We start from the raw sequence: 24,283 nt of genomic DNA on the forward strand, positions 1-24,283 counted from the left end.
ATTTAAAAAGATTTAAGCAGATGCTCGCAGATTATTTATAAAAATCATTTCAAATCTGCAATCCCGATAGCTATCGGGAGCGTGAAATAAAAAAACTTAGCGCCCTAGTGACTTAGGGCAAAAAAATAATATAAAAATAAAAGTTCCAAGAGAAAAAACTTAGCATCTTAGTCTCTCAGAACCTTAGCAACTTAAAAAAAAATGACATACATAGACATAGGAATTAACCTAACCAATAAACAATTTCAAAACGACATAGACGATGTCGTACAAGACGCGCTCGACGCCGACGTATCGCAAATGATCCTGACCGGAACAAGCGTACGAAACAGCGAAGCATCATTAAAAATCGCAAACCAATATCAGGGAATATTATATTCCACAGCCGGAATTCATCCGCATGATGCGAAGAGTTTTGATGCGCAAAGCATTTCGAAACTGCGGAATTTATTAAAGCAGAAACAAGTCGTATCTGTTGGCGAATGCGGACTGGATTTTGATCGTGACTTTTCACCCAGAAACAAACAGGAAGAATGTTATAAAGCCCAATTAGAATTGGCGATTGAAGTCCAGAAACCTTTGTTTTTGCACGAAAGAGCCGCTTTTAATAGTTTTATGAATATCACCAAAGACTATTTACCGCAATTGCCAAAAGCCGTTGTGCATTGTTTTACGGGAACTTTGCAAGAAGCCAAAACCTATCTCGATAACGGATTTTATCTTGGTTTTACGGGAGCGATTTCTGATAGCAAACGTTTCAGTCATTTAAAAGAAGTCATTCAATACGTTCCGCTTGACCGAATGATGATTGAAACCGATGCGCCATTTATGCTTCCAAAAAATATTCCAAACAGCCTTTTGAAGAAATATCACGAACGAAGATGCGAACCTGCTTTTCTGCCTTTTGTTGCCGGAACAATTGCACAGTTTAAAGGAATTACTTTAGATAAAGTGGCGGAGGAAACGACTAGGAATACTAAAAGTTTTTTTGGGATTTAGGTTTTAATTTATAAAGATTATTTGTTGGCTTTTAAATCAGGTGTTTGTACTTGGTTTGAAGGCTTTTTGTTTATATATATTTGAGGCAATTGTAAAAAAAATGGAATTATTCACAGTTACGGATTACCGTAATACCAATAGTTCTTTTGTTATTAGATTTGAGAAAATATAAATGCGAAAATATGTATATAAGTAAAATTAAAATTAGAAATTTTAGATTGCTAAAAGAAACAACTCTTTTACTTAATGAAGATGAAAAACAACAATTATCTCTTTTAATTGGAAGAAATAATAGTGGTAAAACTTCTTTTATAATGCTTTTTGATAAGTTTTATAGAAATGAAAGTTTTAAATTTAACTTTTATGATTTTTCCACATCATTGAGAGATCGTATTTTTAAGATAGATGATACAACAGTTATTGAGGATTTGTCTATTCAGATGATTCTTGAAATAAAATATGATGCTAAAGATTCTTTAGAAAATATTTCTGATTTCATTTTAGACTTGGATCCTGATATAAATATTGTGAAAATTCTATTTGAATGTTCGATTGATAAAGATAAATTACTTAAGGACTTATCATTATCAAAAACTAAAAGAGAAAAATTTATTGAAAAGAATTTACAAGATTATTTAATTAACAAGGATATATATGTTTTTGAAAATGATTCTGATTTAGAATTAGCTAATAGAGGAAATTTAGTTAAGAAAGATATTTCTTCAATTAGAAAATTGATTAATTTTCAAGTTATCCATGCAAAAAGAAATGTTTCAAGTTCTGAAACGACTGGAAATGGAAAAAAAGCATTGTCTGAAATGACTACGCAGTATTTTAATAAAGAGCATAAGGAATCATCTGCAGATTTTTTTGATATTAATGATGCAATATCTAACATGGATATTACTTTGGATGAAAAGTATAAAACACACTTTGAGCCTTTTTTAGAAAATGCTAAAAAATTTCTTGATATAAAGGACTTAAGAGTTGTTTCAGATTTAGAGTCTAAACAGTTGTTCACAAATCACTCTAAGATTGTTTACGGGGACGGGGCCAATAATCTGCCCGAACATTTAAACGGTTTAGGATATTTAAATATTCTTTATTTATTACTTCAAATTGAAGTAAAGAGAAAATATTTTTTAGATGAGAAAAAAGATATTAATTTATTATTTATTGAAGAACCTGAAGCACATACCCATCCTCAAATGCAATATGTTTTTAGCCAAAAAATTCAGGAAATAATAAAAGAAATTAATGGAAAAGTCAATTTGCAAACTTTTATATCTACACATTCCTCGCACATTGTTTCTCAATGTAATTTTTCTGATTTAAGATATTTTAAGCTTAAAGATGGAAACATTAATATTAAAAACTTTTATTCAGATTTAGAAGTTAAATATAAGGGTAAAGAAGAATATTTTAAATTTTTGAAACAGTATTTGACTCTATATTCATCTGAACTGTTTTTTGCTGAAAAAATTATTTTTATTGAAGGAACTACAGAGAAATTGTTGTTGCCTTATTTCATCAGTGAATATGATAAATTAATTACTTCCCCAGAAAATAAAATATCTTCCCAGAATATTTCTATAATAGAAGTTGGAGCAAATTCAAAAGTGTTTAAATATTTTCTTGAATTTTTAGAAATTAAGACCTTAATTATTACAGATATTGATACAACTAAATTAGTTATTACTCCAGAGACAGCGGCAGAAAAGGAAAAATCAAGTTTTAAGGCATGTGCAGTATCTGATGGTCAAAATACAAGTAATCATTCAATAGCTGATTTTTTAAATAAGCCAGGATTAACAACTCCTGAATTTGGAAAATGGTTTGAAGCGCTTAAAGCAAATTCATTACAAGACGATAATTATTTTATAAAAATAGCTTATCAAATTGAAGAGGAGAATTATCATGGCAGAAGTTTTGAAGATGCCTTTTTAAGTATCAATTTAAAAAAGATAGTTGATTCTAAAGATGATATTTCAGGACTAAAGAAAAAAGATAAGTTAATAGATGGACGAACTGATTTTTATGAATTAAATCAAGAAGTTTTAAAGGATGATGGAAAATCGGATTTTGCTTCTTCAATCTTATATCTAGCATTAACTGATAAGGTAGAGTGGAAAACCCCATTATATATTGTTGAAGGATTAAAATGGATAGCTAAATGATAGCAATTGAAAAAATAAAAGTAGTTATTGATAATAATCAAAAGCCTCAAGAGAAATTTCAAAATTTTGTTTTGCAAGGCGGAGCAGGTAGTGGAAAAACAGAATCCTTAAAACAAATTCTTGAATATATTACTGAAAATTATCCTGATAAAAAAGGTATATGTATTACTCTTACAAATGTTGCTGTAGAAGAAATAGAAGCTAGGATTGGAGAAAGAAGCAACTTTTTAGTTTGTACAATACATTCTTTTTTGAATGATTTAATTAAAAATTACAAAAAAAATATTCATGAGGTAATTTTTGAAGTTTTTAAAATTGAGCAAATGAACAGAGCAATTTTTAATCTTGAAGATGATGAAAAAGAGTATAATTTAAATGAGCATGAGAAGTTTAAGAAAGCTTATGGTAAATATTCCAGAATGCTGTTTACGACCACAGGAAATAAAACGCCTAAAGTTGTAGGTAAAAGAGAATATGATAAAACTTCAATAGATTTTAATAATAAGTTAAATGAAGAAATAGAAAAATTAAATCAAGTTATATTATCAGAAATTAGATCAATCGATTATAACAAAGTAAGATATAACGAGACACGTTATAATAATTTTAAAGAACTATCTTTTGGACATGATGAATTATTATATGTAGCTTCTTTACTTTTTAAAAAGCATGATTTACTAGGCAAAATTGTTAGTGATAAATTTGACTTTGTATTAATTGATGAATATCAGGATACAAATGAAAAAATAGTTGATGTTTTTTTAAGCACATTACCCAAAGTTAATAAGACAACAATTGGATTTTTCGGTGATTCAATGCAAGGAATTTACGATGACGGGATTGGCGATGTTGAAAAAGAAATAGAAGAACTTAAATTAATTAAGATTGAAAAAGAAGATAATTTTAGATGTTCTGATAAAGTAATAGATTTCGTTAACAAAATCAGAAATGATGGTTTGAAACAGCAATTGGCTTTAAAACACGGGGAAACTATTGAAAATAGGAAAGGAGAAGTTACACTTTATTACTCTATTTATGGTAAAAAGCCAACGACGCACAGTAATTTTGAGGATAAAAGTAATTACTTTGACGTTCTCAACAAGTTAATTGCTAAATGTTCAATTGATAATCCAGAAATTAAAAAGCTAATGCTGACAAATAAGTCTATTTCAAGTGAATTAGGTTTTAGTTTTCTTTATGAAGTTTTTAATGACAGATATTCAGAAGTTAAAGAAGAAATTGAAAAGACTTTAGCAAGAATTCAATTGATTGAGTTGTATGATCTTTGTGCAGCGTATAAAAATAAAAATTATAATTTTGTTCTTACTAAATTGAAGAAATGTGGTTTTGAATTAAAATCTGTTAGAGATAAGATTAGAGTAAAAAGAATTTTTGATGTATTATTAAATTCTACTGGTTCTGCTGACAGAATTTTGCGTTTCGCGTTTAATAATAAGTTAATAAAAAGATCAGATTCATATTTGAATTACATTTTTAATAAGGATTCTTTTCTTAAAAATATTGAATCAGATAAGAGATTTTTAGAATTAGAAACTCTATTCACAAAAGGAGAAAATACTTTTGCAAAAATTGCAAAAATAGATTCTAATATATCTGAAGAAGAATTTGAAGAGTTTGATAAAAATAGGAAAAAGAAAAATTTCTACATTAAATTGTTTTCAGATGAATTGAAGTTTGCAGAGATATTAAATTATTATAATTATATTGATGGTAATACTGAATCAAACTATATTACAATGCATAAAACTAAAGGTTCGGGAATTGAAAATGTAATGGTTGTAATGGATGAATATTTTTGGAATAAATATAGTTTTAAATCAATCTATGATATTAATGAACAAGATTTAAATAAAAAATCCAAAAATCAAAAGCTTTTCTATGTAGCATGTTCAAGAGCAATTAAAAATTTAGTTTGTGTTAGATTAGTTTCTGATAATGAAGAAGAACAACAATTGCTAGAGTTTTTTAAAGGATTTAAAATCGAAAAAGTAAATTTATAATGGATTTAAATGTTTGGTGAATTTTTCAACTTCAAATCAACAATTTAATAGAATTGAAAAAGCGCAAACCCTTTTTAAAAGTTTGCGCTTTTCCAATTTCATATAAAAGACAAAAAAAAATCTTTATTTCCCTTTCATCAATTTTTCTAAATATTCAACCTTATCTTTTTCAGCCTGAACCAAACGTTCATAAAGCTCTACAACTTTATCAAGAGGATTGAAGTTACAATGATTATTAGTTGTATTTCCTTGAGCACCATTATTAGCACTATTATCGTAAAAGTTATTAAAGAAATTAAAAACAGATTCTTCCGTAAAATTTTCAATAGCTTCTACCGTCACGCCAAGTGCTTTTGCAATTTGTACCAATTTTTCGAAATCAACAGTTTCGCTGGTTTCAATGCTGGAAATAGTCTGCTGGCTTGTGCCAATGGCATCCGCAAGTGCTCCTTGTTTCATTCCGCGAAGCTCTCTTATTCGGCTGATATTTCGGCCAATATTTCTGGGTCTGGTTTCTGTGCTCATAATTCAAAGATATTTAAAATTTTTGAGAAAAATAAGTGTCCGTAAAATACAAGATCGATTTGATAAAATACAATTCTGTTGTTTTTTGAAAAAGTAAAAATACTCTTTTTCTTACTTTAGTTAAAAAAACATTTTTAAAATTAACAAGAGAATTATATAAATAGAAAAAAACTTCTACATTTGCACCCGTAATAAAAAAACAAAAAATACAGATGATACTTTCAGTAAGACAATATTTTGATCACTTAGCAGGAAATCTTCCGGCTAAAATATCAGGATGTATCATGTATTTTTATGAAATTGAAATGTAAATTTTAGAGTTCAACTCAACATAAAATATAAAAGCGTCCTTATTTCGGGACGCTTTTTTTGTTTTTAGGCACTTCGACTTCGCTCAGTGTGACAAAAAAATGTTTCGACTTCGCTCAACATGACAAGAAAAATGATAAAAAATAAACCATAACTAAAAATAATTAAAAAAATAATTGACCAAATGTTTAATGCATAATCTAAATAGCGAAATATAATCTTGAAAAGTAATCTGATGAGAGACAGTCATTTGATACAAAAAGGAATCTGCACCAGTATGCGGACAAGGATTTCTATGTTTTAATTTTGAGTATAACTATTTGATAATCAATAAAATAATTTTAAAAATGATTTGGATAATTGATTTTTTCGACTTTATCTTTGCCGAAGAAAAATTGAAAACAGAAATTCAAATATCAACAACGATTTCAAAATATAATACAACATATAAAATGGCTTTACATAACAACATATATAACACACAACTGCTAGACCCGAGATTCGATCTTGGACGTTTAACAACACAGGTGCATCAATACAGGCAATAGGATAGTTATATCATATTGAATTTATAAAGCACCTTTAACCGGGTGCTTTTTTTATGCCCAAAAATTATGATTTCGTAGCTCAATTGGCAGAGCGCTTGACTGTTAATCAATAGGTTGAAGGTTCGAAATGCGGAGCATTCATGAATACAAAAAAAACAATAATAGAAGCATGAATAATCCTTCCGAAATCGCATTGTTCTCTAGAAGGAACTTGCTCATTGGGGTTACTGGCTAACCTTCCCTACTGTCTCTCGGGAGAAACGGGTTCGACTCCCGTATGGGCCGCGAGTTTGCCGCAAAGGCACAAAGACGCAAAGTTTTTTGTTTCACGCAGATTAAGCAGATTTACTTAAAGTAAAAACTTTGCGACTCTGCGACTTTGCGAGAGATTAACAAAGTATTGTAAAAAGAGCTGGTGAGCAATTTTCTCGCAAAGGCGCAAAGGCGCAAAGACGCAAAGACGCTAAGAAAAATAAACTTAGTGCCTTAGTGGCAGAAAAAAAAATGCAGGAATGGCGCAATTGGTAGACGCGGCTGACTTAGAATCAGTTTTTTGAGAGTTCGAGTCTCTCTTCCTGTACTATACGCTACAAAGTCACAAAGACGCAAAGAGAAACAAACTTAGTGCCTTGGCGCCTTGGTGGCAGAAAAAAAAGTACGCAGAATAATTGCGCAGTGTAATTTGAATATTTGTTCAGGAAATAAAACAAGTTCTTTTATAAAATGAAATACATCAAAGTTTCAGCTTTGATTAAAAATATCAAACAAGCCCAGTTGCGTGTTTCTGTATAGCACCATTGTAGGGAACTTTCCGCGAAAGCGAATTATGTTTTTCTATGCAGCTTGGTTTGGAGGTTTTGGATGGTTTTCCAAAAAATTATCCGTCACTCTATGGGTCATGGGTTCGAATCCCATTCGCAGCAATGCGATAGCTCAGTTCGGTAGAGCAATAGAAATTTGCAGGTTCGTATCCTGTACTGATACGCTCAGTTTGACAATTGGTTAGTCACGCGGGTCTCAAAAACCTGTTGAAAGAGACCATCACTCTTAAAAAGATGACCAGAAAAAAAGCTGATTTGTCTTTGTCAGTGAAACTAAGATTTTCTCCCGAGGCTTCGGGACTAAAATTTCACACTCATGATAAAGCCAGTGCGAAAAGCAATGTTTTTTGAAACACTTGTTTTCTTCTCGATTTGATTGTTAAGATGATTTGGGGATCGTCTCTGCAAAATACAATCGAAAACAATTCGGGTAAACAAATTACAAACTCTTCATCCGTTTTTTTCGGAGGAGAAAGGCAAAGAGGTTTTTTTATTTAGAAAGAGAGAATAGAAGCAAGAGAATAGAAGCAAGAGAATAGAATAAAGAGAATAGAATAAAGAGAATAGAATAAAGAGAATAGAATAAAGAGAATAGAATAAAGAGAATCATTCTAATCTGTGAAATCTGTGGCAAAAAATAAACAAAGATTTTCACATGTTTCAAAAACTTGAAACTTGAAACTTGAAAAGTGAAACAAATTAAACAAAATATAAACCATGATAAAAAAAATCAAAATCGAAGCATACCAAGTGGGTTTGCTTTTCGAAAACAGAAAATTAATTAAGGTATTAGAAGAAGGTTTGCACTGGATTTTTGGAAACAAAAATGTGATGATCTATGATATGAATGCAATTTTTCACGCTCCTTTTGAATTAAACATTTTATTGCAGAATGAAGTTCTGGCTTCAATGTTAGAAGTTGTTGAGGCTGCCGATAACGAGATTGTTTTGCATTTCGTAAACGGAAACTTTAAAGGAACGCTGACTCCGGGAAGACACCCTTTCTGGAAAGGAATTGTGAAAAACGAATTCAAAAAAGCAGATCTTTCTAAAATTGAAATCACAGAAAATATTCCGGTAAACTTATTGGAACATAATCAATTGAAATACTTTGTTAGAAAATTTATTGTAGCAAGCAACGACAAAGCTTTGTTGTTTGTGAATGGAACCTTCGTTAAAGAATTAAAATCCGGAACGCATTACTTTTGGAATAACTCGATTACGATCGAAGTTAAAACGATTGATGTTAGACAACAGCAAGTTGAAATTTCAGGACAGGAATTATTGACTAAAGACAAAGCAGGATTAAGAATCAACTTTTTTGTGAGATACCAAGTTGTGAATATCATGAAAGCTTTGGTTGACAATAAAGACTTTGAAAAACAATTGTATGTTGCTATGCAGCTGGCTTTAAGAGCTTTTGTAGGCGGATTGACTTTAGACGAATTATTGGCTAAAAAAGATACAATTGCCGAAGCTATTTTAGCAGAAGTAACCACTAAAACAGAAGATTTAGGTTTAACAATTTCTGATGCTGGAATTCGTGACGTAATCCTGCCTGGAGACATGAAAGAAATTATGAATCAGGTTTTGGTTGCCGAGAAAAAAGCACAGGCCAATAGTATTATGAGAAGAGAAGAAACCGCTTCAACAAGAAGTTTACTAAACACAGCAAAGCTGATGGAAGAAAACGAAATGCTGTGGAAATTGAAAGAGATGGAATACGTTGAAAAAATTGCGGATAAAATTGGAGAAATCACAATTTCTGGAAGCGGAAACGTAATTGGTCAATTGAAGGAAATCTTCGTGAAATAAGGAAAAACCATCAACGGGAACGCAGGTGGTTTTAGTTTAAAAATAAAATTTAAAATGAATCAAAAAATATTTTTTACGTCTGACCATCATTTTGGTCATACAAACATAATTAAGTTTAGCGAGCGTCCATTTGCTACAGTACAAGAAATGGATTCGGAGCTCATTAAACGATGGAATGAAAAGGTGAGTCCGAGAGATATTGTTTATCACTTAGGTGATATTTCTCTGGCAAGACCAGAACGAACAAAAGAAATTTTAGACCAGTTAAACGGTTCAATTTTTCTGGTACAAGGCAATCACGATAAATCGGCTTTGGGTTATAAAAAGCGATTTGAGTGGATTAAAGATTACTACGAGTTAAGTGTTGAAGATGCAGATGCACCAAACGGAAGACAGAAAATAATCTTGTTTCACTACGCCATGAAAGTATGGAGAAGTTCATTTAGAGGAACATGGCACTTATACGGCCACTCACACGGTCATTTGTTTGACGATGAAACATCGCGCTCTTTTGATGTTGGCGTAGACTGCCACAATTATGAACCACTTTCTTATGATGAAGTAAAAGCAATCATTATGAAGAAAGATTGGAAAGCTCCTTTTGGAGATAGAGAATTATAAAATATTTAAAAATTAAAGAAATGAAAACTACAGATAAAATTATCATCATTGATTTAGAAGCCACATGCTGGCAGGGTGCGGTCCCGCAGGGCCAGCAAAATGAAATTATCGAAATCGGATTAGCCGTTTTAGATTCAGAAACCGGACAGATTACCAAGAACAAAGGTATTTTGATAAAACCGCAGCGTTCGCATGTGAGTCCGTTCTGTACTGAATTAACCACCATAACTCAGGATTTACTGGATAAAAACGGAGTAAGTTTTGAAGATGCCATTAACGAGTTAATCGACGAATATAATCCCGATTTATATACGTGGGCAAGTTACGGTCAGTACGACCTGAATATGCTTAAAAAGCAATGTAAATCGTTTGGTATTTCATACCCTATGGGTGACGAGCATATTAATGTAAAAGAACATTTTGCCGAAAAGTTTGGTCTGCAAAGGTCGACCGGAATGAATGGTGCTTTACATATGCTGAATATTCCGCTAGAAGGAACACATCACCGCGGAATTGACGATGCAAAAAACATCGCTAAGATTTTGCATTGGTGCCTTAAAAATTAGAATTTAATTTGTTAAGAGCAGTTATCAAAAGGATAGCAGATAACTGTGCAAAGAAACTGCAAATATATATTGTTTGCAGTTTTTGTTTTTTAGGTATTAAAAAAAGGCTGCCTTATTATAGACAGCCTTTCCATTTGGTTAAAATTATTTTGATTTAATTGTGATTATAGATTTTAGCGTAAAGGTCTTTGTAAATTTCTTTAATGATTTTACGTTTTAATTTTAGAGTAGGAGTAAGCTGTCCGCCGTCAATAGACCAAACATCCGGAGTAAGCTCAAAACGTTTGATTTTTTCCCAATGCCCAAATTTTTCGTTGATGCCTTCCACTTCTTCATCAATACGTTTAATAACATCTGGATTTGAAGCAATTTCTGCACTAGAATCTCCTACAGTAATTTTATGAATTTTAGCCCATTCTTTTACAAACTCAAAATTTGGCTGAATAAAGGCTGCCGGCATTTTTTCGCCCTCACCAATAACCATAATCTGCTCAATAAAACGAGATTGTTTCATTGCATTTTCAATAAGCTGAGGTGCAACATATTTACCTCCTGATGTCTTGAACATTTCTTTTTTACGATCGGTAATTTTTAAGAAACCTTCGTTGTCAATTTCACCAATATCTCCTGTGTGGAAATATCCGTTTTGTAATGCTTCAGCAGTTTTTTCAGCATCTTTGTAATAACCCAGCATTACGTTTGGTCCTTTGCAGAGAATTTCTCCGTCTTCGGCAATTTTAACTTCAACGTTGCGAATTACTTTTCCAACAGTTCCAATTTTAAAACCTTTGTTTCTTTGATCGTTAACGGCAATCACCGGCGATGTTTCAGATAATCCGTAACCTTCCATAACCGGAATTTCTGCAGCAGCAAAAACTCTAGTTAAACGCGGCTGCAATGCAGCACTTCCGGAAACCATTAAATCTAAATTTCCACCCAAACCTTCTTTCCATTTACTGAAAATAAGTTTGCGGGCAATTTTTAATTGAAACTCATACCAAAAGCCATTTGCTCCGTATGGTTCATATTTTAAACCTAAATCAATAGCCCAGAAAAACAGTTTTTTCTTGATACCGGTTAATTCAGTTCCTTTTGCATAAATTTTATCGTAAACTTTCTCTAAAAGCCTCGGAACAGCCGTCATAACTGTTGGACGAACTTCTTTTAAGTTGTCACTGATTTTATCAATAGATTCTCCAAAATAAACTGAAACACCATAAAATTGATAAATGTATAAAATCATTCTTTCAAAAATATGGCAGATTGGCAAGAAGCTCAAAGCGGTACTTTTTCCCGGATCAAACGGAATTCTTGGTGCGCTGTCTAAAACATTCGAAACAATATTTTTATGCGAAAGCATAACACCTTTAGGTTTTCCTGTCGTTCCAGATGTATAAATAATAGTAGCCAGATCATCAGTATGAATACTGTCTTTTCTGGCTTCAACTTCATTTTGATTGCTGTTGTCTTCTCCGGCTGATAATAAATCAGACCAGTGTTTGCAGCCTGGGATTTCATTAAAAGAATAAACCTCTTTTAAAGTAGGTACATTAGCTCTAATGGCTTGTACTTTTTGATATACTTCATCATCAGAAACAAAGCAGTAGATACTTCCGCTGTGGTTTAAAATATATTCGTAATCTTCCTCTGCAATAGTTGGATAAATTGGAACATTTTGCGCACCAGTCTGCAAAATACCAATATCCATCACATTCCATTCAGTTCTGTTATTTGAAGTAATTAAGGCAATTTTATCATCTTTTTGAACGCCCATGCGCAATAATGCTCTCGAAACGGCATTAGCTTTTGCAATATATTCTGCGCTGGATGTTTTTTCCCAAACTCCATTTTTTTTAGTTGCAAGAGCAACCGGAAGGTTATAAGTTTCTTGTTGATAATAGGGAAAATCAAAAAGTCGTGTGATTGAAACCATGTTTAATATATTGAATTTTACTGCAAATTAAATAAAAATAAGGTATGATTTTTTATTTTATGGAATTTTATGGGAAAATTTATAGACACTATTAAAAATTCACGAAAACGTTTTCTTTTTTATAGCGAATATTCCCAAAAATCAAGAAATATTTAATTTGCGAGGGTGTTTTAAAAGATTATTGTACGTTATAATCTTCGTATTCTTTTACTCTTTCCCCCATTAAGAACATTTTTTTCTTGACAAAATGAATTGAGAATTGAGAATAAAACCATTCCTTGCTGTCATTTGGCCTGTACCAAAATGTATAAGACTTGCTATTGAAACCTTCTTTAAAAATTGGAGTTCCGTCTTCTGTGCATTCAATTCCCCAGTTAATCTTTTGCTTGCTTAAATCATCGGCCTGAATAGAACCAGTTCCGTCAGGATTTAAAACACTAATAGGCTGTTTTAGGCCAATAGGAGCATAAGTTCCCTGAACAGGAAAGCCAATAGTGGTCGTAATATAACGCTCTTTTGAATTGTGGGTGATTACATTCACTTCAGCTTGTGAGTACGATTTTGAGGCAGCAAAAAATAGCGTAATAAGTAATAAATGTACGGCTTTCATTTCTATGTAGGTTTAAAAGTGTTTTTTGACGTTTATAAAAATCAGCGGCAGATTTCTATGTAGCGAATATAACTTAAATTTTGATTAAAACAGAAGATTTCGATTCAACTAAAAAATACCGTGTTTTTCCCCTTTTAAAATCAGTAATTAACCCTGTTAATTTAGATTAGACTTATTTTATTTTTACTCATTCAAATGCGGATGCCGAAAAGCAAAAAGAGTAGGCACTAACTAAATTAGGAAATTATGGAAACTGCCTTCTTTTTAGCAATGGGCTGGTGCGGAACCAGATACCCAGGCTGGTGGAGACGCTTTTTGAAGAATCCGCCTCCGCCCCCGGATCCAGAACCCTGGTGGGCTGTTGCTGCTATTGGCTTAGGATTAATTGCCGGAGCTGCAGGAGGAACATTCTTTAGCAATGCAATTGCAGAGAATCAATTTTTTGCTGGCCAAATTGCATCAGCTTCAGGATTGTTTGCTTATGGCGCTTCAAATATTGTAACCGGTATTGCAACAGCTTTTAGAAATTAAAAAAAAATGCCTCGATTTAGGGATAGCTTCGGGGTATTTTTTATTTAAGGGCTAAAAAGCATTTAAGATTATATAAAAATCGCACGAATTACAAGAATTATTTTTTATAGCCACAGATTAAAAGGATTAAAATGATTTCTTCAGAAAAAATCTGTGCTAATCTGTTTAATCTGTGGCAAAAAAAACGCCCGATAAAATTTGGGCGCTTTTATTAAAAATGTATTTCTTAGTTTTTCTCAATCCATTTTCTTGCATTAACAAAAGCTTCATGCCAAGGCGTAACCTCGTCATTTCTGTCTTTTGGATAATGTGCCCAGTTCCATTGAAAAGTCGAACGCTCAATATGAGGCATCATAACCAAATGTCTTCCCGTTTTGTCACACATCATAGCCGTGTTGTAATCAGAACCATTTGGGTTTGCTGGATAACCTTCGTAAGCATATTTAGAAACAATGTTGTATTGGTCTTCTGAATAAGGCAATTTGAATTTACCTTCTCCGTGAGAAACCCAAACTCCTAAAGTGCTTCCTGCCAAAGTAGATAACATAACAGAGTTGTTTTCCTGAACCGTTACAGAGGTAAAGATACTTTCGTGTTTCTGGCTTTCGTTATGGTGCATTTTTCCATGAACTTCATGCTCAGGATTAATCACTTCTAATTCCATAAACAACTGACATCCGTTACAGATTCCAACAGATAAAGTATCTTCTCTTTTAAAGAATTTATCTAAAGCTGTTTTTGCTTTTTCGTTGTATAAGAAAGCTCCCGCCCAGCCTTTAGCAGAACCTAAAACATCTGAGTTAGAGAATCCTCCAACAGCGCCAATAAACTGAATATCTTCAAGAGTTTCACGACCAGAGATTAAATCCGTCATGTGAACGTCTTTTACGTCAAATCCTGCCAAGTACATTGCATTTGCCATTTCACGCTCAGAATTACTTCCTTTTTCACGAATAATAGCCGCTTTTGGTCTCTTGACTCCGCTCGAGATGACAGGCGCTTTTCCTGTAAAGTGTGCAGGGAAAGTATAGTTTAAAACTTGATTTTTATAGTTTTCGAAACGTGCCTGAGCTCTTCCGTTTTTAGATTGTTTTTGATCTAATAAATAAGAAGTTTCGAACCAAATGTCTCTATAAGTCGGAATGTCTAAAGTCCAAAGTCCAAGGTCTAAAGTCTCAGTAGTTGTCGCTTTTCCTAATTTGAAAAATTCGATATTGTTTGCGTTTAATTTAGCTTCAACAGCTGCGTCAGATTTAGCCTGAAATACGATTCCGATGTTTTCGGCGAAAAGGATTTTCAATAAGTCTTTTTCCGCGAAAGCGTTGAAATCAATTTTAGCTCCCAAATTCACATCTGCAAAACACAATTCTAATAAAGTTGTAATTAAACCACCGCTTCCGATATCGTGTCCGGCTAAAATCTGGCTTTCGCCGATTAACTCCTGAATTGTATTAAAAGCATTTTTGAAGAAAGAAGCATCTTTTATAGTAGAAGTTTCATTTCCAATTGTATTTCTAATTTGTGCAAAAGAAGAACCTCCTAATTTGAAGTCATCCTGAGACAAATTGATATAATAAATAGAATCTCCGTTTTTCTGTAAAACCGGTTCCACTACTTTTCTAATATCTGTACAGTTTCCTCCAGCCGAAATAATAACCGTTCCCGGCGCGATTACTTCGTCGTTTGGATATTTTTGTTTCATCGAAAGTGAATCTTTTCCTGTTGGAATATTGATTCCCAATTCGATTGCAAAATCTGAACAGCCTTCAACAGCAGCATATAAACGAGCGTCTTCACCTTCGTTTTTACAAGCCCACATCCAGTTTGCAGATAATGAAATTCCTTTTAAACCATCTTTTATTGGCGCCCAAACAATGTTTGATAACGATTCTGCAATTGCATTTCTACTTCCAGCAACCGGATCAATCAAAGCAGCGATAGGAGCGTGGCCAATAGAAGTTGCGATTCCTTCTTTACCTAAATAATCCAGAGCCATAACCCCAACATTATTCAAAGGCAATTGCAAAGGTCCTGCATTTTGCTGTTTTGCTACTTTTCCTCCAACACAACGGTCTACTTTATTTGTTAACCAGTCTTTTGAAGCAACAGCCTCTAAACGTAAAACGTTTTTTAAATAGCTTTCAAAATCTGCTGCGTTGTAAGCAACATCAGCATATTTTCTATCGATAGTTTTATCTGTCATAACCGTTTTTGGAGAACTTCCGAAGAAATCTTCTAAAGCATAATCCATCGGTTTTGAACCATTTGATTTTGATTCGAATGTAAAACGGTGATCTCCTGTTACATCTCCAACCTGATACATTGGTGAACGCTCTCTGTCAGCGATTCTTTGTAAAGTATCAATATCTTTTTGACCAATAACTAATCCCATTCTTTCCTGAGACTCGTTTCCGATAATTTCTTTTGCAGAAAGAGTAGGGTCTCCAACTGGTAATTTATCTAAATCAATTAAACCTCCAGTTTCTTCCACTAATTCAGAAAGGCAGTTTAAGTGTCCGCCCGCACCGTGATCATGAATAGAAACAATTGGGTTATTGTCGCTTTCTACTAAACCACGAATCGCATTTGCAGCACGTTTTTGCATTTCCGGGTTTGAACGCTGAATGGCATTTAACTCGATTCCTGAACCAAAAGCTCCTGTATCTGCAGAAGAAACCGCAGCACCACCCATTCCGATTCTATAATTTTCTCCTCCAAGAATTACGATTTTATCACCTTCTTGTGGTTTCTTTTTAATTGATTGATCTAATTTTCCGTATCCAATTCCTCCCGCTTGCATGATTACTTTATCGTAACCAATTTTACGGTCGTTTTCTGAATGTTCAAAAGTTAAAACAGAACCTGTAATTAGCGGCTGACCAAATTTATTTCCGAAATCAGAAGCTCCATTTGAAGCTTTAATCAAAATATCCATTGGAGTTTGATACAGCCATTTTCTTTCTTCCATTGCATTTTCCCAAGTCCTGTCATCCTGAGCGGAGTCGAAGGACTTTAAACGAGAATATGAAGTCATGTAAACTGCTGTTCCTGCTAATGGCAATGAACCTTGTCCTCCGGCTAAACGGTCACGAATTTCTCCTCCAGATCCTGTAGCAGCACCGTTGAAAGGCTCAACTGTTGTTGGGAAATTGTGTGTTTCGGCTTTTAAAGAGATAACGGAATCAAATTCTTTTATTTCGTAAAAATCAGGTTTATCAGCCGATTTTGGTGCAAATTGCTGCACTTTTGGTCCTTTTACAAAAGCAACGTTGTCTTTGTAAGCAGAAACAATATCGTTAGGATTTTCCTGTGATGTTTTTTTAATTAATTTGAAAAGAGAAGTTTCTTTTTCTTCGCCATCGATTACAAATGTTCCGTTGAAAATTTTGTGACGGCAGTGTTCTGAATTGGCCTGAGAGAAAGCGAAAATTTCAGAATCTGTTAACTTTCTTCCTAGCTTAGCTGCAAGATTATTTAAGTAATCTACCTCTTCTTCGCTTAAAGCTAAACCTTCTGCTTTATTATAAGCAGCAATATCATCAATTTCCAGAATTGGTTCCGGTTGAATGTTGATAGTGAAAATCTCCTGATCTAATTGATTGAATTTTTGAAAAAGCATTGGGTCAAAACCAGTAAAATCTTCTGCTGCCGGATGAAATTCTTCAATTCTGATAATGCCCGAAATACCCATGTTTTGAGTGATTTCTACAGCATTTGTACTCCATGGAGTAATCATAGTGGCACGTGGACCAACAAAAAAATCCGTCAGTACGGATTTTTCGATCTTATTCGCGTCGGCAAAAAGCCAGTTTAATTTTGAAATGTCTTGAGCTGAAATTTCGTTTTGCGTTTGTACGGCAAAAACAGTTTTGCTTTGGTTTTCAAAGAAATGGATCATTGTGATGTGTAGTTTGTTGTATTGAGCTGCAAATTTAATGTAAATAAATAGTAAGCGCAAATTTGATAACAAACTCTTTTAAAAAAAGATGGGTATTTTTTACCATGTGTAGAGGCGCACAGCATTGCGTCTTCTGGTATGTAAGGTTTTCTTGAAAAAGGAAAGTGTTTTAATCTCGCAAAGTCGCTAAGACGCAAAGTTTTTTATTTCACGCAGATTTAGCAGATTGTGCAGATTTAATTTGTTTGAGTTATTAATAAATCTATGTCAATGTTCAGTAGAGGCGCACAGCAGTGCGTCTTCTCGTATGCAAAGTTTTTTTGTTTCACGCAGATTCAGCAGATTGAGCAGATTTTTTTGGGTAGAGTTATTAATAAATCTGTGTCAATATTTATTAAAATTTTAATCTGCTTTATCCGCCAAATCTGTGTGAACAAAAATATTTAGTTGATTACTATCTTTTTAATTATAGTTTTTGAATCTCTTGTAATTTTAGCAATATAAATCCCGCTTGAAAGATGACTTACTGAAATTACAGAATCTGTTGTGTTTTGTTTTTCGAAAACTTTTTGTCCTGAAAACGAGAGGATTTCTATCGAATAAGGAGAATCTGAATTGCCTAAACCGATATTGAAGTTTCCGTCAGAAGGATTTGGGAAAACAACAATTTCATCTGAAAGTTCCACAACTTCTTCGATTGGCTGTGCCATTTTGCTTGCCAAATTGTTACAGGTATCTTGTGCGTAAGAATCCCATTGTGAGCTTAGATTGAAAGTTGTACTTGGAGAAGTTACTGTTGATTTTCTTCTTAAAGTAATATCAATAGCAAAATTAGCAGTTCCGCCATTAAAAGTTCCGATGATATCAATTAGAACTCCGTTTTTGAATAAACCTACAGCATCATTTCCGTTAAAAGTTAATTCTGTTGCGGTTGTAGAAATGTTAGCTGAACCTGGAGAGAAACAAGTTGAAGAAATAGAACTGTTTACAATTACAAATTTACTTCCTGTTGCCAATGTACCGCTTAAAGCCAAACCGGTACTCCATGAACCAGCACCATTGGTTTGTTTTTTTATAGTGTAAGCAGATAAACTAACAGAGCTTCCTGTATTGTTTGCAATTTCTAAAGCTTTGTTATTTCCAGAACCTTCAATGTATTCAGAGAAAAGCAAATCTGTTGCAGTTCCTGTTCCGCTGCTGCTGGTTGTTACCGAAATTGTATTGCTTGAGGCAGAAGTATTTCCGGCTGCATCTTTTGCTTTTACATAAATAGAATAAGCTGTAGAAGCTGTTAAACCTGTAATCGTAGCTGTAACTCCTGATACAGTTGTTTTTAAAACACTGTTTGCATAAACATCATAACCCGTAACAGCTACATTATCTGTAGAGGCATTCCACGAAAGTGAAATTGAAGTTGCTGTTTTTGAAGTCGAAGCTAAACTTGTTGGAGTAGTTGGTGCCTGAGTATCTCCAGATGGAGTTCCGCCCCAAATTTGATTTACATATTCTGGATGATCGATATACGGATTTCTGTTATTTTGACGCGCATAAATAGCATTATTTCTTGCAATTTCTCTTGAACTTACAGGATCTTGCGCATGCCATGCCAAAAGGAGGTTTAAGAAAGCCGTAGTGAAAACTTTATTACTTGAACCATCAAACATTGCATAAGAATATCCGGCAACGGTATTCTCATATCTTGTTGCAAAATAAAAATACATTCTGGCAATATCCCCTTTAAAGGCATTGATAGGTTCAAAAACGGTTCCTGAATATCCAGATACAGAACTTGATCCTAATTTTCCTCCATTTTGTGAAGTATAAGTTGCTGAACTTACAGTTCCATGTGGATAGTTTGAACGCACTCCGTTTACTTTTCCATCCGTTGGAGTTATGAAATGCGCATCAGAAACCATTGGTGACTGCTCATTAAAAACAGACTGCGGAATAATATGTTCTCTATTGTAGCAATCGCCTTCAACAGAATAACTTCCGCATCGTTGTGTACTTCCTGTGCTGTAATTATAAGGATCTGTTCCTGATGGATTTTCAGAATACATGTCTAATACAGTTCCATCATTTTCGTAAAAATTGTCGACGTCTGATGTTTGGTAAGTAGTATATAAACCAGCATATCCGTTATCAGTATGACCTTTAATAATGTTGTACAATTGCGTTTTTAAAGTATAACCTGTTCCGGTTGCGGTATTGTAATAACCGGAAGGAATTTGGGCAAAGCCAATTGTAACGAATAGCAATAAGAGCAAAAAGTAGTTTTTTTTCATAAAAATAGGGGTTTAAAGTTTGATTGTAATACTGCTTTAAGAATCTGAATTTTAGAAACTTAAAATCAATATTGTAGCAAATTTATTATTTTTATGAATACGATACGTTAAGCGATGTTTAATTTTAAGGTATATTTTCTTACGGCAACTTTTTTATTCATATAAGTGATATAAGTTCATTTAAAATAAAGTTAGAATATAGACTATATAGAAACTTATAATTTTTTTTACTTCGGAAAATCTTTGCTTTGATAAGCACCCAGATCTGGAGGAGAAGTTCTTACAGCTCCTAAAATGTCTAACGGAATTATATACGCCGGATTCCCTTTCGCGAAAGCGGCAGAAGTTTTATCAATATTCAGCTGGTTTTTAGAAACATTATAATACTTCGGGTTTTCGTTTAGAATAATATTATTATAATGTTCCGTATCTGTTTTAAATTGATAATCAGGATTTGTTGTGCTTCCAAATTTCAAAAGACAATTATTTAGCTGATAAACAAAAGCAGCGTTTGTGTTTTTTGCTAAATTGAATTCATTTGTGCTGGAGCCGTAAATAATGCAATTGTTAAAAGCGGCCTGTGTCAACGGATTCGTTTCCGGGGATGCTCCGGCTAGACTATTACTTAAAGTAACAGCAAAATGAGAACTATTTTGCCAGTTATTGTTGAAAGTACAATGTGTAAAACTATAATTTCCGCCATAAACACAAGATAAACCTGCAATTCCGGCATAATTAATCACGATGTTTTCACCGTTTATGTGAGCATTTTGCGCCAGGATTCCATACTCTACGCAGTTGTAAATCTGTGTGTTTTTAATTTCAATTGCATTTAACGGATTTTTAAAATCTAAGCCAATAACAGCATTTTTTAAAGTTAAATGATTGATAGAGTGGTTTGTACTTCCGTTAGCAAAAATAACGGATTTCCATTGTCCGGGAATATCAGAATAAAGGGATTCTAAACGATCGCCTTCAAAAATAACTTCATTTTCTAGTTTCTCGGTAGTTGAAGCAGTTCCGTTAATTTGAAGGGTAGCTTTATCGCCAACATACAAACCAGAATTGGCATGAAAATGAACCCTGGTCCCGGTTTCAAAAGTTACGGTTTTATTTTCTGGAACTCCGGCATAACCATAAATAACATAAGGTTTTTGTTTAGTAAAAATTAATTCATTTCCGTTTTCAGGATCATTTTCGTCCAGATAAAATCCGTCGACATCTTTGCCTTCAATCTGGATTTTTTCTTTTGTTCCGTCGGCATTTTGTTTTGGAAATAAAAATACAGCATCCTGAATTAAAGTTACCAAAGCCACTTCCTGAAGATTGGCACCGCTGTCAAACTGAATTTCATCGGTATATAAAAAATCAGTAGGATTTGCATCTGTAATATCTGCCGTAGTTTCTATAAAAATGTAAAGGCTGTCTTTTGCTAAAAGCGTAACATCTTTAAAAATCTTTCCGTTGCTGCCGCTCATTCCGTCAACCGTCATTCGGTATTTTGAATTAAGTCCTTTTTTAAGCTGTACAATCGGTATGGAAATATCATTTTTACTTCGGTTGTAAACCTTAAGCTGATACGTGCTTGAACCAATGTTTTTAAAAACAGTATCCAAATAAACGGTGTCTTTTGAAAACTTTAAATCTCCGGTACTGGCAACGGTATCAAAATCAGTTCGGCAGGAACTAAAAGCTAAAATTATTCCGAAAATAAAGAGTACAAAGTATTGACGCATATTTGTTTTGTTTTTGCCACAGATTAAAAGGATTAAAAAGATTTTTTTTCGCCACGAATTTCACAAATTTCCGCGAATTTTAATTTTTTGAAAATTTGTGCAATTACTTCGTCTGTCCCTTCTATCAGGTCGCAGCGGTATATTTTTAAATCCTTTTAATCTGTGTAATCTGTGGCAAAAAAAAACTTCCAGCCAAAGATTGATGTTTGATTGTTTTTGTAAAAATAACAAAAAACTTACATGTTTGAAGTTGAATTTTAATTTTAAAATGGGATTTTCGAATTTGTATCTCATCTTTTCTTTAATTTTACGATTTTAAAGTCCATTTTAATGAATTATACTAAAGAACAGATTATAGCGTACTGCAATGAGTTTTCTAAAAACACTTTGATGGAAACGCTAAAAATCGAATATATCGACGCTGGAGAAGATTTTTTAACTGCAAAAATGCCTGTAAATCCAAGTGTTCACCAGCCAATGGGCTTATTACATGGCGGAGCTTCTGCAGCTTTGGCAGAAAGTGTTGGAAGTGCCGCTTCACACTTTTTTATTAATGCAAAAGAACAAGAAGTTCGCGGTATCGAAATCTCGGCAAACCATTTAAAAAGTATTCGTGAAGGCGTAGTTTTTGGCACAGCCAGAATTATTCATAAAGGAAAAAGTCTTCATCTTTGGGAAATTAAAATTACGGATGAAGCCGGGAATTTGATTTCGCTTTGCAAGCTTACAAATATTGTTTTAGAGAAAAAGAAAACAGAATAAGGAGCATGAATAATTTTTTCTCAAAAACAAAACAACATTACAATCAAAACTTACCTTTTGTAATTTATTCTAAACCTAATATTTCAAGTGTTTTTGGGCTTTTACAGCAAAATGATACTTTACATAAAATTACGGATTACAGTGAAAAAGGATTTGTTTTTGCTTCTTTTGATGAAAAACAACTTGTTTTAATTCCAGAAAATGAATCAGAAATTATTAGTGCTGTCAAGGAAATTACTGCATTTGAAGCAACTGAAATTGATGATCTGAATTTTGATGCAGAGGCTAAAATTAAATACGAAAATTTAGTTTCAAAAGGAATCGAGGCCATTAAAAAAGAAGAATTCAAAAAAGTAGTTTTATCAAGAAGTGAAAAAGTAAATTTATCTGAATTTGATTTTGTTGAAACTTTCCAGTATTTGGTTCAATTATATCCTACGACTTTTTGTTATTGTTTTTTTCATCCTAAAATTGGACTTTGGATGGGGGCAACGCCGGAACAACTGCTAAAAGCAAACGGGAATGCTTTTGAGACAACAGCTTTGGCAGGAACGCAAAAAGCAAATTTAGAAACCGAAATTCACTGGGGACAAAAAGAAAAAGACGAACAGCAATATGTTACTGATTTCATTGTAAAACGTTTACGAGAAGTTGCCAATTCGGTTGTAGTCACAGAACCGTATAGTTTAAAAGCCGGATCGATCTGGCATATTAAAACGGATATTTCGGGAGTTTTAAACGAGAATTCAACGTTGGAAGAAGTTATTGATACACTTCATCCAACTCCTGCAGTCTGCGGATTACCAAAGAAAAAAGCAAAAGCTTTTATTATTGAAAATGAAAATTACGACAGAACTTTTTATACGGGTTTTCTGGGCGAATTAAACAGCAGTTTTGCGGGCAGTAAAATAAGTTCTGATTTATTTGTAAATTTACGAAGCATGCAGATTCAGGATGACACAGCGATTTTATATATGGGATGTGGTATTACAAGAGAAAGTATTCCCGAAAAAGAATGGGTGGAAAGTGTCAATAAATCAATGACGATGAAGAAAGTTTTAAAAAAATAGTTTCAAGTTTAAAGTTTCAGGTTTCACGTTCTGTGGAAAACTTGAAACATGAAACCTGAAACAAAAACAAACAAAAAAACAAAAATGAAATTAGACATATTAGCCTTTGGCGCGCATCCGGATGATGTAGAATTAGGTTGTGCCGGAACAATTTTAAAAGAAGTTTCTCTTGGGAAAAAAGTTGGTATTGTAGATTTAACACGCGGCGAACTAGGAACGCGCGGAACTGCCGAAACCAGGGATGAAGAAGCAAAAGCGGCAGCAAAGATTTTAGGTGTTTTGGTTCGTGAGAATTTAGGCTTACGTGACGGATTTTTCATGAATGACGAAAAACATCAATTGGAAGTCATCAAAATGATTCGAAAATACAAACCGGAAATTGTATTATGCAACGCAATTGATGATCGCCATATTGATCACGGAAAAGGCAGTAAATTAGTTTCTGATGCCTGCTTTTTATCGGGATTGATAAAAATTGAAACTTCAATAGATGGAGAAAAACAAGAGGCCTGGAGACCAAAATTGGTGTATCATTATATTCAATGGAAAAACATTACTCCAGATTTTGTAGTGGATATTACGGGTTTTGAGAAGAAAAAGGTTGAAGCGATTTCTGCTTATAAAACACAATTTTATGATCCGAATTCGAAGGAACCTGCAACACCAATTACAAGTAAAAACTTCTTTGAAAGCTTGAATTATCGTGCACAGGACTTAGGAAGACTGGTTGGAAAAGATTTTGCTGAAGGTTTTACTGTTGAAAGATGTTTGGCAGTCAATAGCTTAGAAGATTTGATGTAAATTTTTCATTTTTTTCTTTGTAGAAGTAAACCTTTGTTATATATTTGCACTCGCTAAGCAAAAATGGTGGTTGTAGCTCAGCTGGTTAGAGTAGCGGTTTGTGGTGCCGCGGGTCGCCGGTTCGAACCCGGTCAGCCACCCATAAATTTAAAGCCTTGAAGAAATTCAAGGCTTTTTTTGTGCGTTTAATTTTTTTGAACCATATAAGTTATGTAAGGTCATTTTAGATTAGGCTTGGATTATGGTAACTAATAA

At 33.4% G+C, this 24,283-nt stretch carries 16 protein-coding genes and 3 tRNA genes; 13 read left to right on the plus strand and 6 right to left on the minus strand.

Annotated elements, in window-relative coordinates; genetic code table 11:
- The first annotated feature begins 201 nt into the window (after positions 1–201).
- The 3 genes from LUU93_RS06095 to LUU93_RS06105 all read left to right on the plus strand — a co-directional run bounded on the left by LUU93_RS06095 (position 202) and on the right by LUU93_RS06105 (position 5,197).
- Positions 202–999 (plus strand): TatD family hydrolase, encoded by a 798-nt coding sequence (locus tag LUU93_RS06095; RefSeq protein ID WP_232679361.1) that lies wholly within the window; start codon positions 202–204, stop codon positions 997–999.
- A 182-nt stretch (positions 1,000–1,181) separates the two neighbouring features.
- On the plus strand, positions 1,182–3,176 hold the full coding sequence (locus tag LUU93_RS06100; RefSeq protein ID WP_232679362.1) for an ATP-dependent nuclease: 1,995 nt from the start codon (positions 1,182–1,184) through the stop codon (positions 3,174–3,176).
- On the plus strand, positions 3,173–5,197 hold the full coding sequence (locus tag LUU93_RS06105) for a UvrD-helicase domain-containing protein (RefSeq protein ID WP_232679364.1): 2,025 nt from the start codon (positions 3,173–3,175) through the stop codon (positions 5,195–5,197). The genes LUU93_RS06100 and LUU93_RS06105 overlap by 4 nt, the downstream gene beginning before the upstream one ends.
- Before the next feature lie 123 nt (positions 5,198–5,320).
- Here the strand turns inward: LUU93_RS06105 and LUU93_RS06110 are convergent, their stop codons facing one another.
- The gene (locus LUU93_RS06110) at positions 5,321–5,722 is read right to left on the minus strand and encodes a helix-turn-helix domain-containing protein (protein ID WP_053471770.1); all 402 of its coding nucleotides are present in this window, start codon (positions 5,720–5,722) and stop codon (positions 5,321–5,323) included.
- Positions 5,723–6,647: 925 nt separating this feature from the next.
- On the opposite strand from LUU93_RS06110, the gene LUU93_RS06115 reads away from it, so the two are divergent.
- From LUU93_RS06115 to LUU93_RS06135, 5 genes are all read left to right on the plus strand, one after another.
- A tRNA-Asn gene (locus tag LUU93_RS06115) sits at positions 6,648–6,770 on the plus strand.
- Positions 6,771–7,085: 315 nt separating this feature from the next.
- Positions 7,086–7,159, plus strand: a tRNA-Leu gene (locus LUU93_RS06120).
- A 958-nt stretch (positions 7,160–8,117) separates the two neighbouring features.
- Positions 8,118–9,215 carry a slipin family protein gene (locus LUU93_RS06125; RefSeq protein ID WP_232679366.1) on the plus strand — a complete coding sequence of 366 codons (1,098 nt, stop codon included), beginning with the start codon at positions 8,118–8,120 and terminating at the stop codon, positions 9,213–9,215.
- 54 nt (positions 9,216–9,269) lie between these two features.
- Entirely contained in the window at positions 9,270–9,836 is a 567-nt protein-coding gene (locus LUU93_RS06130) for a metallophosphoesterase family protein (RefSeq protein WP_232679369.1), read from the plus strand.
- Between the two features lie 20 nt (positions 9,837–9,856).
- On the plus strand, positions 9,857–10,402 hold the full coding sequence (locus LUU93_RS06135; RefSeq protein WP_053471764.1) for a 3'-5' exonuclease: 546 nt from the start codon (positions 9,857–9,859) through the stop codon (positions 10,400–10,402).
- Positions 10,403–10,556: 154 nt separating this feature from the next.
- On the opposite strand, the gene LUU93_RS06140 is transcribed toward LUU93_RS06135, so the two are convergent.
- Together LUU93_RS06140 and LUU93_RS06145 are read right to left on the minus strand one after the other, a co-directional pair.
- Complete coding sequence (locus LUU93_RS06140) at positions 10,557–12,335, minus strand: AMP-dependent synthetase/ligase (protein WP_232679371.1); 1,779 nt, start codon at positions 12,333–12,335, stop codon at positions 10,557–10,559.
- A 178-nt stretch (positions 12,336–12,513) separates the two neighbouring features.
- Positions 12,514–12,945, minus strand: coding sequence for a hypothetical protein (locus LUU93_RS06145; RefSeq protein WP_232679373.1), 432 nt, complete (start codon positions 12,943–12,945; stop codon positions 12,514–12,516).
- Positions 12,946–13,191: 246 nt separating this feature from the next.
- Between LUU93_RS06145 and LUU93_RS06150 the strand changes: the two genes are divergently transcribed.
- A complete protein-coding gene (locus LUU93_RS06150) occupies positions 13,192–13,476 on the plus strand; it encodes a hypothetical protein (RefSeq protein WP_232679375.1) in 285 nt (94 codons plus the stop codon).
- A 226-nt stretch (positions 13,477–13,702) separates the two neighbouring features.
- Here the strand turns inward: LUU93_RS06150 and purL are convergent, their stop codons facing one another.
- From purL to LUU93_RS06165, 3 genes are all read right to left on the minus strand, one after another.
- Positions 13,703–17,374, minus strand: coding sequence for a phosphoribosylformylglycinamidine synthase (gene purL, locus LUU93_RS06155; RefSeq protein WP_232679376.1), 3,672 nt, complete (start codon positions 17,372–17,374; stop codon positions 13,703–13,705).
- 443 nt (positions 17,375–17,817) lie between these two features.
- Positions 17,818–19,659 (minus strand): endonuclease, encoded by a 1,842-nt coding sequence (locus LUU93_RS06160; RefSeq protein WP_232679378.1) that lies wholly within the window; start codon positions 19,657–19,659, stop codon positions 17,818–17,820.
- A gap of 227 nt (positions 19,660–19,886) precedes the next feature.
- A complete protein-coding gene (locus tag LUU93_RS06165) occupies positions 19,887–21,395 on the minus strand; it encodes a hypothetical protein (RefSeq protein WP_232679381.1) in 1,509 nt (502 codons plus the stop codon).
- A gap of 330 nt (positions 21,396–21,725) precedes the next feature.
- Here LUU93_RS06165 and LUU93_RS06170 point away from each other — a divergent pair, with 330 nt between their 5' ends.
- The 4 genes from LUU93_RS06170 to LUU93_RS06185 all read left to right on the plus strand — a co-directional run bounded on the left by LUU93_RS06170 (position 21,726) and on the right by LUU93_RS06185 (position 24,168).
- On the plus strand, positions 21,726–22,157 hold the full coding sequence (locus tag LUU93_RS06170; protein WP_232679383.1) for a PaaI family thioesterase: 432 nt from the start codon (positions 21,726–21,728) through the stop codon (positions 22,155–22,157).
- Between the two features lie 5 nt (positions 22,158–22,162).
- Entirely contained in the window at positions 22,163–23,227 is a 1,065-nt protein-coding gene (locus tag LUU93_RS06175; protein ID WP_232679386.1) for a chorismate-binding protein, read from the plus strand.
- A gap of 84 nt (positions 23,228–23,311) precedes the next feature.
- Positions 23,312–24,028 carry a bacillithiol biosynthesis deacetylase BshB1 gene (gene bshB1, locus LUU93_RS06180; protein ID WP_232679388.1) on the plus strand — a complete coding sequence of 239 codons (717 nt, stop codon included), beginning with the start codon at positions 23,312–23,314 and terminating at the stop codon, positions 24,026–24,028.
- 66 nt (positions 24,029–24,094) lie between these two features.
- Positions 24,095–24,168: transfer RNA gene (locus LUU93_RS06185), tRNA-His, on the plus strand.
- Positions 24,169–24,283: the final 115 nt, after the last annotated feature.

This window comes from Flavobacterium soyae, assembly GCF_021245985.1.
Lineage (GTDB): Bacteria > Bacteroidota > Bacteroidia > Flavobacteriales > Flavobacteriaceae > Flavobacterium > Flavobacterium soyae.

Excerpts from the sequence above, each read along its gene's own strand:
- LUU93_RS06110 (WP_053471770.1), bottom strand. The coding sequence starts at position 5,722 with ATGAGCACAGAAACCAGACCCAGAAATATTGGCCGAAATATCAGCCGA.
- LUU93_RS06160 (WP_232679378.1), bottom strand. The coding sequence starts at position 19,659 with ATGAAAAAAAACTACTTTTTGCTCTTATTGCTATTCGTTACAATTGGC.
- bshB1 (WP_232679388.1), top strand. The coding sequence starts at position 23,312 with ATGAAATTAGACATATTAGCCTTTGGCGCGCATCCGGATGATGTAGAA.
- LUU93_RS06100 (WP_232679362.1), top strand. The coding sequence starts at position 1,182 with ATGTATATAAGTAAAATTAAAATTAGAAATTTTAGATTGCTAAAAGAA.
- purL (WP_232679376.1), bottom strand. The coding sequence starts at position 17,374 with ATGATCCATTTCTTTGAAAACCAAAGCAAAACTGTTTTTGCCGTACAA.
- LUU93_RS06130 (WP_232679369.1), top strand. The coding sequence starts at position 9,270 with ATGAATCAAAAAATATTTTTTACGTCTGACCATCATTTTGGTCATACA.
- LUU93_RS06095 (WP_232679361.1), top strand. The coding sequence starts at position 202 with ATGACATACATAGACATAGGAATTAACCTAACCAATAAACAATTTCAA.
- LUU93_RS06175 (WP_232679386.1), top strand. The coding sequence starts at position 22,163 with ATGAATAATTTTTTCTCAAAAACAAAACAACATTACAATCAAAACTTA.
- LUU93_RS06125 (WP_232679366.1), top strand. The coding sequence starts at position 8,118 with ATGATAAAAAAAATCAAAATCGAAGCATACCAAGTGGGTTTGCTTTTC.
- LUU93_RS06150 (WP_232679375.1), top strand. The coding sequence starts at position 13,192 with ATGGAAACTGCCTTCTTTTTAGCAATGGGCTGGTGCGGAACCAGATAC.
- LUU93_RS06140 (WP_232679371.1), bottom strand. The coding sequence starts at position 12,335 with ATGGTTTCAATCACACGACTTTTTGATTTTCCCTATTATCAACAAGAA.
- LUU93_RS06145 (WP_232679373.1), bottom strand. The coding sequence starts at position 12,945 with ATGAAAGCCGTACATTTATTACTTATTACGCTATTTTTTGCTGCCTCA.
- LUU93_RS06105 (WP_232679364.1), top strand. The coding sequence starts at position 3,173 with ATGATAGCAATTGAAAAAATAAAAGTAGTTATTGATAATAATCAAAAG.
- LUU93_RS06135 (WP_053471764.1), top strand. The coding sequence starts at position 9,857 with ATGAAAACTACAGATAAAATTATCATCATTGATTTAGAAGCCACATGC.
- LUU93_RS06170 (WP_232679383.1), top strand. The coding sequence starts at position 21,726 with ATGAATTATACTAAAGAACAGATTATAGCGTACTGCAATGAGTTTTCT.
- LUU93_RS06165 (WP_232679381.1), bottom strand. The coding sequence starts at position 21,395 with ATGCGTCAATACTTTGTACTCTTTATTTTCGGAATAATTTTAGCTTTT.